This window comes from Novosphingobium sp. Fuku2-ISO-50, from assembly GCF_001519055.1.
Taxonomy (GTDB): domain Bacteria; phylum Pseudomonadota; class Alphaproteobacteria; order Sphingomonadales; family Sphingomonadaceae; genus Novosphingobium.
The window spans coordinates 59,791-74,079 of sequence record NZ_KQ954293.1; the positions used below are offsets into that span (position 1 = coordinate 59,791).

General features: G+C 64.4%; 17 protein-coding genes. 16 read left to right on the top strand and 1 reads right to left on the bottom strand.

The window, feature by feature from the left end; translation table 11 throughout:
• Positions 1–5: 5 nt before the first annotated feature.
• From AQZ50_RS12495 to AQZ50_RS12545, 11 genes are all read left to right on the top strand, one after another.
• Positions 6–773: an SDR family NAD(P)-dependent oxidoreductase gene (locus AQZ50_RS12495; protein WP_067746802.1), complete on the top strand. Its 768-nt coding sequence runs from the start codon at positions 6–8 to the stop codon at positions 771–773.
• A 15-nt stretch (positions 774–788) separates the two neighbouring features.
• On the top strand, positions 789–1,628 hold the full coding sequence (locus AQZ50_RS12500) for a fumarylacetoacetate hydrolase family protein (RefSeq protein WP_067746803.1): 840 nt from the start codon (positions 789–791) through the stop codon (positions 1,626–1,628).
• Positions 1,629–1,650: 22 nt separating this feature from the next.
• Positions 1,651–2,586: a VOC family protein gene (locus AQZ50_RS12505; RefSeq protein ID WP_067746804.1), complete on the top strand. Its 936-nt coding sequence runs from the start codon at positions 1,651–1,653 to the stop codon at positions 2,584–2,586.
• Positions 2,587–2,589: 3 nt separating this feature from the next.
• Positions 2,590–3,315 carry an alpha/beta fold hydrolase gene (locus tag AQZ50_RS12510; protein WP_082703626.1) on the top strand — a complete coding sequence of 242 codons (726 nt, stop codon included), beginning with the start codon at positions 2,590–2,592 and terminating at the stop codon, positions 3,313–3,315.
• Positions 3,315–4,079 (top strand): SDR family oxidoreductase, encoded by a 765-nt coding sequence (locus tag AQZ50_RS12515; RefSeq protein ID WP_067746805.1) that lies wholly within the window; start codon positions 3,315–3,317, stop codon positions 4,077–4,079. Before AQZ50_RS12510 ends, AQZ50_RS12515 begins: the two co-directional genes overlap by 1 nt.
• A gap of 70 nt (positions 4,080–4,149) precedes the next feature.
• Positions 4,150–5,313 (top strand): acyl-CoA dehydrogenase family protein, encoded by a 1,164-nt coding sequence (locus AQZ50_RS12520; protein WP_067746806.1) that lies wholly within the window; start codon positions 4,150–4,152, stop codon positions 5,311–5,313.
• 27 nt (positions 5,314–5,340) lie between these two features.
• Entirely contained in the window at positions 5,341–5,793 is a 453-nt protein-coding gene (locus tag AQZ50_RS12525; protein ID WP_067746807.1) for a hypothetical protein, read from the top strand.
• The gene (locus tag AQZ50_RS12530) at positions 5,790–6,179 is read left to right on the top strand and encodes a MaoC family dehydratase (RefSeq protein ID WP_067746808.1); all 390 of its coding nucleotides are present in this window, start codon (positions 5,790–5,792) and stop codon (positions 6,177–6,179) included. Before AQZ50_RS12525 ends, AQZ50_RS12530 begins: the two co-directional genes overlap by 4 nt.
• Before the next feature lie 11 nt (positions 6,180–6,190).
• Positions 6,191–6,739 (top strand): VOC family protein, encoded by a 549-nt coding sequence (locus tag AQZ50_RS12535; RefSeq protein WP_231730268.1) that lies wholly within the window; start codon positions 6,191–6,193, stop codon positions 6,737–6,739.
• A gap of 2 nt (positions 6,740–6,741) precedes the next feature.
• Positions 6,742–7,578 carry an alpha/beta fold hydrolase gene (locus AQZ50_RS12540; RefSeq protein WP_231730269.1) on the top strand — a complete coding sequence of 279 codons (837 nt, stop codon included), beginning with the start codon at positions 6,742–6,744 and terminating at the stop codon, positions 7,576–7,578.
• Positions 7,575–8,321, top strand: a complete 747-nt coding sequence (locus AQZ50_RS12545; protein ID WP_067746810.1) for an SDR family NAD(P)-dependent oxidoreductase — start codon at positions 7,575–7,577, stop codon at positions 8,319–8,321. Before AQZ50_RS12540 ends, AQZ50_RS12545 begins: the two co-directional genes overlap by 4 nt.
• A 53-nt stretch (positions 8,322–8,374) precedes the next feature.
• Here AQZ50_RS12545 and AQZ50_RS12550 read toward each other — a convergent pair whose 3' ends face one another.
• Entirely contained in the window at positions 8,375–8,905 is a 531-nt protein-coding gene (locus tag AQZ50_RS12550; protein WP_067746811.1) for an ester cyclase, read from the bottom strand.
• Between the two features lie 157 nt (positions 8,906–9,062).
• Between AQZ50_RS12550 and AQZ50_RS12555 the strand changes: the two genes are divergently transcribed.
• From AQZ50_RS12555 to AQZ50_RS12575, 5 genes are read left to right on the top strand one after another with little or no spacing between them, the layout of a single operon-like run.
• The gene (locus AQZ50_RS12555; RefSeq protein ID WP_067746812.1) at positions 9,063–9,518 is read left to right on the top strand and encodes a nuclear transport factor 2 family protein; all 456 of its coding nucleotides are present in this window, start codon (positions 9,063–9,065) and stop codon (positions 9,516–9,518) included.
• Entirely contained in the window at positions 9,515–10,306 is a 792-nt protein-coding gene (locus tag AQZ50_RS12560; protein ID WP_067746813.1) for a hypothetical protein, read from the top strand. Before AQZ50_RS12555 ends, AQZ50_RS12560 begins: the two co-directional genes overlap by 4 nt.
• Positions 10,307–10,336: 30 nt before the next feature.
• A complete protein-coding gene (locus tag AQZ50_RS12565) occupies positions 10,337–12,670 on the top strand; it encodes a membrane-bound PQQ-dependent dehydrogenase, glucose/quinate/shikimate family (RefSeq protein WP_067746814.1) in 2,334 nt (777 codons plus the stop codon).
• 11 nt (positions 12,671–12,681) lie between these two features.
• Positions 12,682–13,521, top strand: a complete 840-nt coding sequence (locus AQZ50_RS12570; RefSeq protein WP_067746815.1) for an SDR family NAD(P)-dependent oxidoreductase — start codon at positions 12,682–12,684, stop codon at positions 13,519–13,521.
• Positions 13,518–14,288 carry a hypothetical protein gene (locus AQZ50_RS12575; protein ID WP_067746816.1) on the top strand — a complete coding sequence of 257 codons (771 nt, stop codon included), beginning with the start codon at positions 13,518–13,520 and terminating at the stop codon, positions 14,286–14,288. Before AQZ50_RS12570 ends, AQZ50_RS12575 begins: the two co-directional genes overlap by 4 nt.
• The last annotated feature ends 1 nt before the right edge of the window (position 14,289 follow it).

The following is a 14,289-nucleotide window of genomic DNA, read 5'->3' on the forward strand; positions in this document are numbered from 1 at the left end:
CGGCGATGCGCGTAATCGTGACCGGGGCGGCAAGCGGGATTGGCCGCGCAGTGGCTGAAATGCTGGGCACCGGGGCGCACCGGCTGATGCTGACCGATCGCGATGCGGACGGATTGCGCGCAGTCGCCGATGCGATCGGTTCGGCGGCGGGCACTTGCGTGACCGACCTCGGCGACCCCGAATGCGGCGATGTGCTGGTCGCAGCCGCATTGGCGCACATGGGCGGGATCGATGCGGTAGTCAGCAACGCCGGGATCATCGCGGGCGCGCCACTGGTCGATCAGACGATCGAGCAGTTCGACCGGATCTATGCCATCAACACCCGCGCCACCTGGCTGATCGCCAAAGCCGCGCATCCGCATCTGGTTGCCAGTCGCGGCGCGCTCGTCGCCACCGCGTCGCTGTCGGCCACGCAACCAACGCCGGGACTCGGGTTCTATTCATCGAGCAAGGCGGCGCTGATCATGCTGATCCGCCAGCTCAGCCTTGAATGGGGGCGCGACGGCATTCGCTGCAGCACCGTGTCCCCCGGCCCGACGTATACGCCGATGACCCAAGCCGGCTATGACGATACCGAACGCCGCGCCCAGCGAGAGGCGATGATCCCGCTGGGCAAGCTGGGGATGGCGCAGGACGTCGCCAACGCGATCGTGTTCCTGATCGGCCCGCAGGCCAGCCATATTACCGGCATCGACATTCTGGTCGATGGCGGAATGAGCAACAACCTGATGCCCGCCACCGGCAGTGGAACCGGCCAGCGCGCCAGCAGCTAATTTGGGAGACAAATCATGCGCCTTGCACGAGTGATCAAAGACGGCCGGATCGGCCTTGCAGCAAAGACCGGTGACACCACGACCGTGGTGTGGGACGCGGCCGCTGCCGATCTCGACCGGCATATCGCGGCAGGCACACTCGCGCAGGCAGGCGCGCAAGCGGCGGGCGGCGAAGCGGTGGACATCGCGTCGCTCACCTTTTTGCCGCCGGTGGTGCGGCCTTCGAAAATTGTTTGCCTGGGCCTCAACTACCGCGACCATGCCGAAGAATCCGGGCTTGGCATTCCGGAATTCCCGGTGCTGTTCGCGCGCTTCCCCTCAAGCCTGATCGGCCACGGCGCGCCGATCATCTTGCCCAAAGTGTCGAGCCAGCTGGATTGGGAAGCCGAACTGGCGGTGGTGCTGTCAAAGGGAGGCAAGCACATCGCCGAGGCCGACGCGCTGAGCCATGTCGCGGGCTATTCGGTGTTCAACGACGGCTCGATCCGCGATTATCAGCTGCGCACGCCGCAATGGACCGCGGGCAAGAACTTTGACGATACCGGCGCGTTTGGCCCCTGGCTGGTGACCCCCGACGAACTGCCCGCAGGCGCGGCAGGGCTGAAGATCGAATGCCGGGTCAATGGTCAGGTCATGCAGAGTTCGAACACCGGCAACCTGATTTTCGACGTGGCGCGGACGATTGCGCTGCTGTCGGGCTTCATGACGCTCGAAGCGGGCGATGTGCTGGTGATGGGCACACCGGGCGGTGTCGGCGTGGCGCGCAATCCGCAAGTGTGGATGAAGGCCGGCGACGTGTGCGAAGTGGAGATCGAGCGCGTGGGCCTGCTCAGCAACCCGATCGTCGCGGAATAAAGCACAAGCGCAGGAGAGTGTAATGAAGCGCCCCAACGTCCTTGCCATTCATTCGATCGATCATTTCGCGCTCGAAGTGCCCGATCTTGCCGAAGGTCGCCGCTTCTACGAGACGTTCGGGCTCGATGTGCGCGACGAGGACGGGGGCCTCGCGCTCTATACCCATGGCCATCCGCACCGCTGGGCTCGCCTGTTCAAGGCGCCGACCAAGCGGCTGCATTACATCAGCTTCGGCATATTCGCCGAGGACGAGGCCGCCTTCGCCGTGCATCTCGCCGCGCATGGCGTAAAGCGGATCGCACCGCCCGCAGGGGCCGACGCCACGGGCGTGTGGTTCGAAGGTTTTGACGGACTGCCGCTCAACATCCGCGTTGCGCCCAAAGTGACCCCGGACACCAAGAGCCCGTTCGAATGCGTCAGCGCGGGCGACGGCGAAAGCGCGGCAGTATTCAACTCCGTCGCCCCCAAGACCCGCCCGCGCCACCTGTCGCACTTTGCGATCTTTACCAGTGATGTGATCGCCGCGACCGCCTGGTATGAAAACGTGCTCGGCCTGCGCCTTGCCGACGGCAACGGGGCCGTCGTGGCGTTTCTGCACGGCGCGCACGGCAGCGATCACCACTTGCTCGCGCTGGTGGCATCGTCGCATCGCGGGCTGCACCATTGCAGTTGGGATGTTGGATCGGTGCAGGAAATCGGCCTCGGCTCGGCGCAGATGCTGCGCGCCGGGTACAAGAAAGGCTGGGGTGTCGGCCGCCACGTGCTGGGCGCCAACTACTTCTACTATGCCACCGATCCATGGGGCAGCCATGCGGAATATTCGGCGGATATCGACTATATCCCGGCGACTTGCGAATGGCCGGCCAACGCCAATCACGACCCGGCGGACAGCTTCTATCTTTGGGGCCCCGACTTGCCCGAAGGCTTCATTGATAATTTTGAACTGGCGGAGGCCTGAGCCATGACGACATTTGTTCTGATGCACGGCGGCGGCATGGGCGGCTGGACCTGGAAATTCGTGCGCGAAGTGCTCGAAGCCAAAGGCCATCGCGTTTATACCCCGACCTTCACCGGATTTGGCGAGCGCGCGCATCTGATCGGTCGCGACATTGGCAATCCCACGCATGTGCTCGATATTGTCAACGTGCTCAAATACGAAGACCTGAACGATGTCGTGCTGGTCGCCCACAGCTATGCCGGGACGGTGGCGCCGGGCGTTGTGGCGCAAGCGGGTGAGCGTGTGTCGCGAGTGATCTATCTCGATGCGATCATCGCCAAAGCCGGGGAACGGATCGCAGCGCTGATGGGTTTTGCAACCGAGGCAGAGGCCGCGGGGCTCGATGCCATGCTGGAGGCCGGGCAAGGCCCGATCGGCTCGGGCGTGGACGAAATGCAGCGCGCTGCCGCCAGGGAGCATCCGCACATGATGGACCCGGCGCGCGAACAATGGTTGCTCGACCACTTGTCCGATCAGCCGATGCGCGCGACCACATGCGCGATCGCTGTGGGTGCCGAATCGATCCGCCACCCGGTCGATTATGTCGCCGCGCAGCACACGATCATGACCGCGATGCACGATCGCGCGCGCGCGCTGGGCTGGCCGGTGCATAACCACCCGGGCGACCACGCCTTTATCGTCGGCGACCCTGAAGGGGTCAGCGACATCATTTTGAAGATTGTCGGCTGATGGACACGCAGACACTGTTTTCGGTCAAGGGCCGCGTCGCCCTGGTTACGGGTGGCAGCGCCGGGATTGGCCGGATGATCGCCGAGGGATTGGCCGACGCGGGCGCACGGGTCTACATCTGCGCGCGCAATGCAGACAAAGTAGCAGCGGCGGCGGCGGCGCTGCCCGGCGATGTGATCGGCTTGCCCGCCGACGTCTCGACGCTGGCGGGGATCGAAGCGCTGGTTGCTGACCTGACCGCGCGCGAAAGTGCGCTGCATATCCTGGTCAACAACGCCGGAACCTTGAGCGATGCGCCAATCGACACGTTCAGCGAGGAGCAGTGGGACAGCGTGCTCGACCTCAATCTCAAGACACCGTTCTTCCTTTTGCAAAAGCTGCTGCCGCTGCTGCGCGCCGGGGCTTTGCCCGATCGCCCCGCGTCGGTGATCAACATCGGCTCGGTCGGCGCGCTCAAGATCGGCCCGCGCGAAGTCTACAGCTATCAGGCATCAAAAGGCGCGATCCACTGGCTGACCAAGTCGCTGGCCAAGAAACTCGCCGCCGACGCCATCACCGTCAACGCGATCGCGCCGGGCTTTTTCGAGAGCGACATGACGGTGATCACGTCCGACGCGATGCGCAAAATGGTCGAAAGCATGGTTCCGCGCGGGCGCACCGGGCTGGCCGAAGACGTTGCGGGCGCGGCGATCTATCTCGCCTCGCGCGCCGGGTCCTACGTCACCGGCTCGGTCATCCCGGTCGAAGGCGGACTGTCGATCTGACCCTGCCGTTCGACAGGTGATGAAGCGCCTGCCACGACCGATTGGCGAAGGCAGGAGAGGTTCAAAACCGATGGATTTCCAGCTCAGCGAAGAACAGGCAGCATTCCGCGACATCGTGCGTCGCTGGGTCAATGCCGAATTGCCCAAGGACCTTATGCGCAAGCTTGAGGCCGACGAGGAAAACTATCCCTATCTGATCTGGGACAAGCTCAAGGAACAGGGCTTTTTCGGCATCGGCATCCCCGAGGAATACGGCGGGTTGGGCGGCGATGTGGTCATGCAGATGATCTTTGCCCGCGAGATGGCGCGCACCGCCGGGGGCTTGCTGTGGGTGTGGGGCCTGACTTCGTTTGGCGGCGCCAAGACGCTGACCGTGGCGGGAACCGAGGAACAGCGCCGCAAATGGCTGCCCGAAATGGCGGCAGGCAATTTGCGCGTATCGCTGTCGATGACCGAACCCGACGGCGGCACCGACGTGCTGGGCGCGATGAAGACCTTTGCCGACAAAGTCGATGGCGGCTGGGTGATCAACGGCGCCAAGATGTGGACCACCGCTGCACGGGCAGCCGACCGCCTGCTGGTGCTGGCCCGGTCGGATCGCCACGCGGCCAAGAAACACCACGGGCTGACCGCGTTTTTCGTCGATGCCAAAACGCCGGGCATCACCGCCACGCTACTGCCGAAACTGGGCATGCGCGCGATGGGCAGTTGTTCGGTCAGCTATGACAACGTGTTCGTGCCCGACAGCGACGTACTCGGCGCGCCGCATCAGGCGTGGAGCGCGATGCTGCCCAGCCTCAACAACGAACGCATCATGGTCGGCGCGCAATGCCTCGGCGCGATCGACGGCGTGCTGGAAGATGCGCTCGCCTACATGATGCAGCGGCATGCTTTCGGCAAGCCGATCGGCCAGTTCCAGATCCTGCAACATTACGTCGCCGACATCGCTACCTCGCAGAAACTGACCGAACTACTGCTGTACAATGTCGCGTGGATGCAGGCGAATGGCATGCCCTGCGGCAATGAGGCCAACATGCTCAAGATGGTTGCCACCGAAAACGCGGTAAAAGCGGCGGACCTTGGCATCCAGATCCTGGGCGGCATGGGCTATTCGGCGGAAACCGACATGCAGCGTTATTGGCGCGACCACCGCATCCTGCGCATGACGCCGATCTCGAACGAGATGGTGCGCAACACCATTGCCGAAAACCTCGGCCTGCCCCGATCCTTTTGAAGACGTCGTTCTGAAAAGGCACCCGCGATGAGCGATTTCCCCCCTGCCCCCGATGTCGCCGGCACCGCGCTCGACGGCATCAAAGTGTTCACGATCAGCGCCGGGGAAAACGCCGCGCTGTGCCGATCGATCGGGGTCGAACCCGCCGCCGACGGCAGCGCACACCCGATCTATTATTACATCGCCACGCAAGTTGCGATGGGCAAGACCGTCGCCGGCTTGTGCGAAACCTGCGAATTCGATGTCGATGACGGACCGATGATGGGTTCATCAGGCGTGCGGTTCACCGCGCCGCTCAGGGTCGGCGAAAGCTACAAGGTAACCGGCGAAATCCTCAGCCTGGTGCGCAAACAGAGTCGCAAGCTGGGCGTGATGGACGTGCTGACCTATCGCCTGCGCCTGCATCCGGCCACCGGCGGCCCGGCCCTGCTCGAAACCGACAATGTCTGGGTGCTTCCGCGCAAGGAACTGGCGGCATGAGCGTGACCGTGGGCGATAGCCTGCCCCCCTTCACGATCGAGCGCATCAGCCCCGAGGGAATGCGCGACTGGTCGGTGTTCCTGGCCGATCCCAATCCGATCCACCTCGATGTCGAGGCGGTCAGGGCCAAGGGGCTGGGCGACAAACGCATCAACCAGGGGCCGATCAACGTCGCCTATGTCATCAACATGCTGTTGGCGGCGTTCCCCGGCGGCCGGATCGAGGCGATGGATTCGCGCTTTCTCGACAATGTTTATGAAGGCGACCGGGTCACGGCAACGGGCACGGTAACCGCCGTCGAAGGAAACCGCGTTTCCTGCACTTTCACGCTCGATGTCGATGGTCGCGGCACAGTCAACAGCGGCACCGCGACAATCGCAATTTAAGGAGAACCGAAATGCCCAGCAGCCCGTTTGCCCATGTTTGCATGGTGGTGCGCGATCTCGACAAGGCGATTGTCGACTGGACCAAGATCCTGCGCGTGCTCGAACCCGGCCAGCTTGAACAGCGGCTGGTCAAATACGACGAATTTTCCAGCGGCGACGATGCCGGGATGAAATGGGCGACGTTCGTCAACGATCACGGCACCGAAATCCAGTTCATTCAGCCCGCCCCCGGCACCCCGATGGGCCGCCGGCTCGACAAAGTGGGCGAACACGTGCACCACTTGTGCTTCACCACCGACGACGTTCCGGCCGCGATGGCCAAGCTGAAAGCCGAGGGCATCAGCCTGCCGGGCGACGGCGAAACCTTTAACGATCAGGATATGACCTGGCAGAAATGGAGCTGGGTCGGTGCGCAAAGCACCCACGGCTGCCTGATCGAAGTCGCCAGTCCCTATCAGAGCAAGAACGACGGCAGATGGTATCACGCACCGGGCAAATTCGCCTACAAGGGGCCGGGTGAACACCCCAGCCACGCCGAAACAGTGCCGCTGTCGGCCTGAACTTGCGCCGTTTTCAAGGCGATGGGCTGACGCTTGCCGGTGAAGCCTATGGCGATCCGGCAGCGGCACCCGTGCTGTTTTTCCATGGCGGCGGGCAAAGCCGCAGCGCGTGGCGCGGATCGGCGCGCACCGTGGCGCAGGCCGGGTATTACGGCGTGACGTTCGACTTGCGCGGGCACGGCGACAGCGACTGGGCGTCCGACGAAGATTATCTGCTCGATGCCTTTGGCCGCGATGTCGAATCCCTGCTGGCCCGGTTCGACCGCCCGGTCACTTTGGTCGGCGCCTCACGCGGCGGACAGGCCGCGCTGGTCGGCGGATCGCGCCACCCCGATCGCGTGCGCCTGATCATGCTGGCCGATGTCGCGCCGCTGATGCGCGATGACGGCGTTGACGGCATCCGCGCGTTCTTCGCCCAAAGCGCGGCAGGCTTTGCCACGCTCGACGCTGCTGCCGAGGCACTGGCGCGCAATCTGGACCAGTCGCGCTTAGGCGATGCGTCGCGCCTGGCGCGATCGATGCGGCAGGACGCTGCGGGGCGCTGGCACTGGCGCTGGGATCCCGCCACCGGTCGCACCGAATTCCTCCACCCGCCCAGCGAGGGCGAGGCGGTGCTGGCCGCCGCCGCGCGCGTCACATCGCCCATTGTGCTGGTGCGCGCCGAATTGAGCCATCTGCTCACCGATACGGGCGTTGCCGAATTCCAGCGCCTGACCCCGCAATTGCGTGTGGTGACAGCCAAAGGCGTCGGTCATATGTTCACTGCCGACCGCAACGACGCGTTTGCCGCCGAACTGCTGGGCTGGCTGGCCAAAACACCCGAAGGAGCGTTGCCATGACTGCGGCTTTCGTGATCGGCGCCACCGGCGGTCTCGGCCGCGCCTCGGCACTGGCGCTGGCGCGCGAATGGCCGGGAATTGCGCTGACCTACCGGACCAGCCGCGATGCGGCACAGGCCCTGGCCGAGGAACTGCCCACGGGCTGCACCGGCCTGCCGGTTCCTTGCGACCTGACCGACGCCGATTCGATCCCGCGCGCGCTGGCCAGCGCAGTCGATCATTTCGGCAGCATCGGCACCGTGGTCTTCGCCTCTGGCGTCGCCATCGCCCAACCCTTCGTCAGCCAGATCAGCGAAGCCCAATGGCGCGAAGTGATCGAAACCGAACTGATCGGCCTGACCCGCGTCATATCGGCCACCCTCCCCCTGTTCCGCGCCCAACGCAGCGGCAATTTCGTGATCGTGGTCTCGGTCGCCAACTATGCCTTTCCCCCCGGCGACGCACTGTCCTCGGTCCCCAAGGCCGCGATGGAATCGCTCGGCCGCGCCGTCGCCAAGGAAGAAGGCCGCTACGGTATCCGCGCCAACATGGTCGCCCCCGGCATCATTGACTCCGGCCTCGGCGCCACTTTCCTGCAAGGCCTCTACACTTCGGAAATCTGGGAGAGCCAACGCAAACGCGTGGCCCTGCAACGCTTCGGCCAGGGCAACGACATCGCCGAAGCCGTCGCCTTCCTTGCCTCGCCCCGGGCAAGCTATATCACCGGGCAAACGCTGATCGTCGATGGCGGGTTCAGCCTGTAAAAAAGGGGGCGGCCCTGCGGTCGCCCCCCTCCCCCTGAACATCGGCAAAAAACTTATTTGTAGGGATCGACCGGTTGCGGGGCGGCGATCACTTCGAGGTCGATCAGCATCGAGAGCACGTCGGAGATCGAATAGATGTGGACGATCTTGTCGCCTTCGAACTTGATCCAGCTGAACCACAGCACGTCGAGCTGGTTGCCGGTCGGCTTGACGCCCATGTACGGGCCGCCGGTGTGCTTGCCATGGTGGTGGCACAGCACGCAGATTTCGTCGTCGCCCCTGCCCCAGGCCTTCAGCGTGCGATAGACGCTGGGCGGAAACGTGTCGAACAGCGCCTTGGGCGACGTGACCCATTCCTGAAACGAGCCCAGATCGGGGCGGTTAGGGTTGTCATATGTCATCTTCGACGTGTCGAGGAATTCGTCGAACCCGGTCCAGTCGCCGACATTGAGCTTGTCGTGCAGGTTCATCCACTGGTTGACCATGAACGCCTGGCGTGCGGTCAGGCCGTCGGTGATTTCGGCGCGCTTGGCGGGCGAAAGTTTGAAATCGTCAAGCGTAAAGGGCGGGATACGTCCGGCCATGTTCCATCTCCAATATGTTCCGCCCTGTTGCGGTATGTTGAATGTCCGACCCGCTTTTCCCGGTTGGATGCGTTGGTGCAACCTACCTTCGGACAGGCCCTTGCCACGATGCGATCGTTAGCCATTGCTCCAGGCAAAAACAGGACGGGACGGGACGATGACGCTCTCGATGCAGGAAATGTCGGATCGGTTCGAGATCCAGGATTTGCTGGTCGGCTATTGCTATGCGGTGGATGACAAGGACTTCGACGCGCTCGACGCCTGCTTCACCGACGATGCGGTGATCGATTACAGCGAAATGGTCGGGTTCAAGGGCAATCTCGCGCAGACCAAGGAATTCCTGCGCGCCAGCCTCGGCCCGATCCCGATGGCGCAGCACGCGGTGCATACCACGCAGTACAAGATCGCCGGCGATACCGCCGAGACGCGCACGGTGTGTTTCAATCCCATGGTGGTGCCAGGCGACGATGGCGCGCCGCAGACGATCTTTTTCGGGCTGTGGTATATCCACACGTTCCGCCGCACGCAGGCCGGGTGGCGGATTGCCAGTCTGTACGAACGCAAGGCCTTTAACCACAACCTGCCCGAGCACATCAAGGCGATGGTGGCATGAGCCTGGCGTTGCTCACCCTTGCCACCGCTGGCGAGGCGCCGATGGGCCCACCGGTCAATCCGTGGGTGATGGAAACCGGCAGCATCATCTTCTGGTCGGTGCTGCTGGCGGCGACCGTGCTGGTCACGCTGTTCAAACGGCGGCTACCGCTGTTCGGGCTGGTGCTGATCGCGGCGACGAGCAGTTTCTGGCAGGAATTCTATGGCGACTGGGGCGCCTATGACCATTGGAACCCCGCCTTTGCGCGCCTGCCGCTATGGGGGATCAGCGCCTATACGACGCCGGTCAAACCGCTGTTCATTCCCTTCAGCTGGGGCTGGTGGTTTGCGCTGTCGATCCCGTTGCTGGTCTCGCTGACGATGTGGCTGGGGCGGCGCTTTCCCGTCCTGTCGACCACGGGCTGGGCGTTCGTGATCGCGTTTCCGCTGTTCACCGCCTATCAGATCCAGACCGAGGGCAGCGCGGTGGCGCAAGGCTGGTGGAGCTATGACGTGGTGCTTGGCCCCGCGATCGAAAGCGCGCGCGGGCGGTTGCCGCTGATCTTCGATTTCACGCTCGGGCTATGGGCGGCGACGTTTATCGCGTTCCTCGCGCGGCCCGATGCCGACGGCTTGCGGTGGTACGAACGCAAGCTGGGCGTGAGCGCGGCGATGGCCGGCTGGCACCGCGAGATGCGGCGGCTGGTGGCGATGATCGTGCTGTTTCAGCTGACCTTTCTGGCGTTCAACACGTTGCCGCCGATGATCGGGCGCCTGCTGTTTGGCGGGCCGAGTGCGCTGGTTCCCTGATTTTTCCCAAAATTGCCGAGACCCTTGCCAATGACATTTCTCAATCGCCTGCTCGCGTTGTTGCTGGTGCTGCTTGCCGCCGGATTGGTCTGGATCGGCGGACAATTGCTGCTGGCTGGTGGATCGGCGTATTATGTCGTGGCGGCAGTCATGCTCGCGGGCACGGCGCGGGCGCTGTGGCGGCAATCGTCAGGGGCGGTGCTGCTGTTCGGCCTGTTGTGGCTGGGCACGCTGGTCTGGGCGCTGTGGGAATCGGGGCTCGACGGGTGGGCGCTGGCTGCGCGGTTGGGATTGCTGACCGGGATCGGGCTGTGGCTGCTGAGCCCCTGGGTGCGGCATTCGTTGGGGTTGCCGCGTTCGAGCGCGATGAGCAAGGCACTGCTGGCCCTTGCGCTGGTCGCGCTGGTGGGTGGCACGGCGTGGATTTTCTGGAACGACCGGATTACCGGCGGGACCGACCTTTCGCATCTGGCGGGCGGCCCGACCGACCCGGCGGCGGGCGAATGGGCCAATTATGGCAACGGCCCGGGCGGCAATCGCTATTCGCCGCTGGCCCAGATCACCCCGGCCAATATCGGCGCGCTGACCCCGGCGTGGAGCTATACACTGGGCAAGGAGCCCAATGGCGAGCACGCGCCGTTTGAGGCAACGCCGCTGAAAGTGGGCGACACGCTGTATTTCTGCACCGGCTATAATGACATCGTGGCGATCGATGCCGAAACCGGGCGACAAGTCTGGCGCTATCAGGCGCATGCCGATACTTATGGCATTTTCGGCCAGACGTGCCGGGGGGTCAGCTATTACCGGCAGCCCGCGGCCAATGGCGTGTGCGCAGCGCGAGTCTATACCGCGACCATCGACAGCCGCCTGATCGCGGTCGATGCCGCCACCGGCAAACCGTGCGAGGGTTTTGGCGAGCATGGTTCGGTCAACCTGCTCAAGGGCATGTCTGCCGCGCCCAAGGGCTATTACCATGTCACGTCGCCGCCTGCCGTTGTCGCGGGCAAGCTGGTGATCGGCGGCTGGGTGACCGATGGCCAGATGATCGGCGAACCGTCGGGCGTGATCCGCGCGTTCGATGCGGTGACCGGCAAGCTGGCCTGGGCATGGGACATGGAGCGCCCCGATCGCAGTGGCGAACCGGCCCCGGGCGAAACCTATACCCCCGGCACGCCCAACAGCTGGAGCGTAATGAGCGCCGACGAAGCGCTGGGGCTGGTCTATGTCCCGACCGGCAGCCCGACGCCCGATTATTACGGCGGGCAGCGTACGCCCGTGATGGAAAAGTACGCCAATTCGGTGGTCGCGCTCGATGTCGCGACCGGACGCCCGCGCTGGAGCTTTCAGACCACGCACCACGATCTGTGGGATTATGATGTCCCCGCCCAGCCGGTGCTGGTCAACCTCGCCGACGGGCGGCCCGCGCTGGTGCAGCCGACCAAGCGCGGCGAACTGTTCCTGCTCGACCGCCGCACCGGCCAGCCGATCGCGCAAGTCACCGAACAGCGCGTTCCGGTCAGCACCGTGCCCGGCGAGCGCTCTTCGCCCACGCAGCCGTTTTCGACCGGCCTGCCCGGTTTTGCCGGGCCCCGGCCAAGCGAGCACACCATGTGGGGCCTGGCGATGGTCGATCAGGCATGGTGCCGGTTACGCTTCAAACAGGCGCGCTTTGACGGGGCGATGACCCCGGTCGGCACCGACCGCGCCACGATTGCCTGGCCGGGCGCGCTGGGCGGCATGAACTGGGGCAGCGTGGCGGTGGACCCGGTGCATGGCATCGCGATTGTCAATTCGTCGCATGTGCTCAATTACGACCGGCTGATCCCGCGCGCGCAGGCCGATGCGATGGGGCTGAAGCCGGTGGCCAAGCCGAGCTTCGAGAATGTCGCCGGGCCGGTGGCGCAGGCGGGCACGCCTTATGCCGTATCGGTTTCGCCGTTTCTGTCGCCGCTGGTCGCGCCGTGCACACAGCCGCCTTATGGCCTGATCAGCGCGGTCGATCTCAACACGCACCGGCTGTTGTGGCAAGAACCGTTCGGCACGGCGCGCGACAGCGGCCCGTTGATGATGGGCACCGGGCTGCCGATCCCGATGGGGGTGCCCAATATCGGCGGAGCGGTGATCACCGCATCGGGCATCGCCTTTATCGGCGCCACGCAGGAACACCGCCTCCACGCCTTCGATATCCGCACCGGACAGGAATTGTGGAAGGGCGTGCTGCCGGCAGGGGGCAATGCCACGCCGATTTCGTACTGGTCGAGCAAATCGGGGCGCCAGTTCATCGTCATCGCCGCCGGGGGGCATGCCGGTATCCTGTCGGGATACAGCGATCGGCTGATCGCCTTTGCCCTGCCCAGACAATAGGGAGAAATTGCATGAGCACTGTCGCTGTCGTGACTGGCGCAACGCGCGGGCTTGGCCGGGGCATCGCGCGCGGGCTGGCGAGCAAGGGGGCCACGGTCGTGGTGACCGGGCGCAACGAGGATGACCTTGCCGCCGTGTCACGGGAAATCGCAGCGGCGGGCGGAACGGCGCGGGCGATTGCCTGCGACCATGGCGACGACGCGCAAGTTGCCGATGCCTTTGCCCGGATCAGGCATGACCTCGGGCGGATCGACATTCTCGTCAACAATGCCGCGGCGGTCCATGCGCAGGATCTGATCGCGCCCGGCGGGTTCTGGGAAAAGCCGCTCAAGCTGGTCGAAATGATCGATGTCGGGCTGCGCTCGAACTATGTTGCGGCGTGGCATGCGGCGCCGATGATGGTCGCGGCGGGCAAAGGCCTGATCGTCAGCATCTCGTTCTATGGCGCAGTGTCCTATTTCCACGGCCCGGCCTATGGCGCGGCCAAGGCAGGCACAGACAAGATGATGGCCGACATGGCGGTCGATCTGGCTCCGCACGGGGTATCGGCGGTGGCGCTGTGGCCGGGCTTCATCCTGACCGATGCGGTGCGCGCGATGCCGCCCGAATATATCCCCGAAGATTTGCGCGCCCAATTGCCCAATTGGGAAACCCCCGAATTCACCGGGCTGGTGATCGAGGCGCTGGCGCGCGATCCCTCGCTGATGGCGTTGAGCGGGCAAGCCTTGATCGGCGCCGAACTGGGCACCCGCTATGGCATCCGCGACACCGACGGCAAGCAGCCGATTTCGTATCGCGCCACCATGGGCGCGCCCGCCATGCCCTTCTCTTCAACAGGAGCTTCCGCATGATCGAGGCCGTTCTCGTCGTTCTGACCAAGGCGCGGCCCGGCCGCGAGGCCGATCTCGACGACTGGTACACCAACATCCACATCCGCGATGCCTTGCGCTTTCGCGGGTCGATCACCGCACAACGCTTCGCGCGCAGCGCCGATCAGCCCACCACATTGCCGCCCGCGTTCGACTGGCAATATCTGGCGCTGTACGATGTGTTCGATGCGGCGCGTTTTTCGCGCGAACATTGGGATAACGCGCTGACCACGCGGATGATGGTAACCGACGCGATCGATGACAGCGTACTGGAGGATTACCACTATTACCCCCTCGCCTTTCGCGACAACGATCCGGACGTGCCGCATACCGGCGGCGTGATCCTCGAACAATTGAACGCCGCGCCGGGGCAGGATGCCCGGTTCCGCGATTGGTATATCGATGAATACCTGCCGCAGGCCATGCGCCGTCCGGGCGTCCATTCGGCCAGCCTTGGCGTGTTTCGCAGCCATGGCCAGATGATCCCGACCACGCCGGGGCACAACTATGTGGGAATATACAAGGTCAATGACAAGGCAGCCTGGCAGGCATGGCAAGACGGGGTGCAATCGCCGTTCATCGACGAGCCCGGCATGCGCGTGACACATTGGGACTGGCTGACCGCCCGGCTGACCAAGGATGCGGTGCAGAACCCGACGTCAGAGGGGCTGGCCGCTGAAGAGCAGGCCCGTTTGCGCATGGGCGACCGTGTGCTGACTGCGGGCGCCGACAAACTCGGCGCGGCCTGAA

Excerpts from the sequence above, each read along its gene's own strand:
- AQZ50_RS12495 (WP_067746802.1), top strand. The coding sequence starts at position 6 with ATGCGCGTAATCGTGACCGGGGCGGCAAGCGGGATTGGCCGCGCAGTG.
- AQZ50_RS12500 (WP_067746803.1), top strand. The coding sequence starts at position 789 with ATGCGCCTTGCACGAGTGATCAAAGACGGCCGGATCGGCCTTGCAGCA.
- AQZ50_RS12505 (WP_067746804.1), top strand. The coding sequence starts at position 1,651 with ATGAAGCGCCCCAACGTCCTTGCCATTCATTCGATCGATCATTTCGCG.
- AQZ50_RS12510 (WP_082703626.1), top strand. The coding sequence starts at position 2,590 with ATGACGACATTTGTTCTGATGCACGGCGGCGGCATGGGCGGCTGGACC.
- AQZ50_RS12515 (WP_067746805.1), top strand. The coding sequence starts at position 3,315 with ATGGACACGCAGACACTGTTTTCGGTCAAGGGCCGCGTCGCCCTGGTT.
- AQZ50_RS12520 (WP_067746806.1), top strand. The coding sequence starts at position 4,150 with ATGGATTTCCAGCTCAGCGAAGAACAGGCAGCATTCCGCGACATCGTG.
- AQZ50_RS12525 (WP_067746807.1), top strand. The coding sequence starts at position 5,341 with ATGAGCGATTTCCCCCCTGCCCCCGATGTCGCCGGCACCGCGCTCGAC.
- AQZ50_RS12530 (WP_067746808.1), top strand. The coding sequence starts at position 5,790 with ATGAGCGTGACCGTGGGCGATAGCCTGCCCCCCTTCACGATCGAGCGC.
- AQZ50_RS12535 (WP_231730268.1), top strand. The coding sequence starts at position 6,191 with ATGCCCAGCAGCCCGTTTGCCCATGTTTGCATGGTGGTGCGCGATCTC.
- AQZ50_RS12545 (WP_067746810.1), top strand. The coding sequence starts at position 7,575 with ATGACTGCGGCTTTCGTGATCGGCGCCACCGGCGGTCTCGGCCGCGCC.
- AQZ50_RS12550 (WP_067746811.1), bottom strand. The coding sequence starts at position 8,905 with ATGGCCGGACGTATCCCGCCCTTTACGCTTGACGATTTCAAACTTTCG.
- AQZ50_RS12555 (WP_067746812.1), top strand. The coding sequence starts at position 9,063 with ATGACGCTCTCGATGCAGGAAATGTCGGATCGGTTCGAGATCCAGGAT.
- AQZ50_RS12560 (WP_067746813.1), top strand. The coding sequence starts at position 9,515 with ATGAGCCTGGCGTTGCTCACCCTTGCCACCGCTGGCGAGGCGCCGATG.
- AQZ50_RS12565 (WP_067746814.1), top strand. The coding sequence starts at position 10,337 with ATGACATTTCTCAATCGCCTGCTCGCGTTGTTGCTGGTGCTGCTTGCC.
- AQZ50_RS12570 (WP_067746815.1), top strand. The coding sequence starts at position 12,682 with ATGAGCACTGTCGCTGTCGTGACTGGCGCAACGCGCGGGCTTGGCCGG.
- AQZ50_RS12575 (WP_067746816.1), top strand. The coding sequence starts at position 13,518 with ATGATCGAGGCCGTTCTCGTCGTTCTGACCAAGGCGCGGCCCGGCCGC.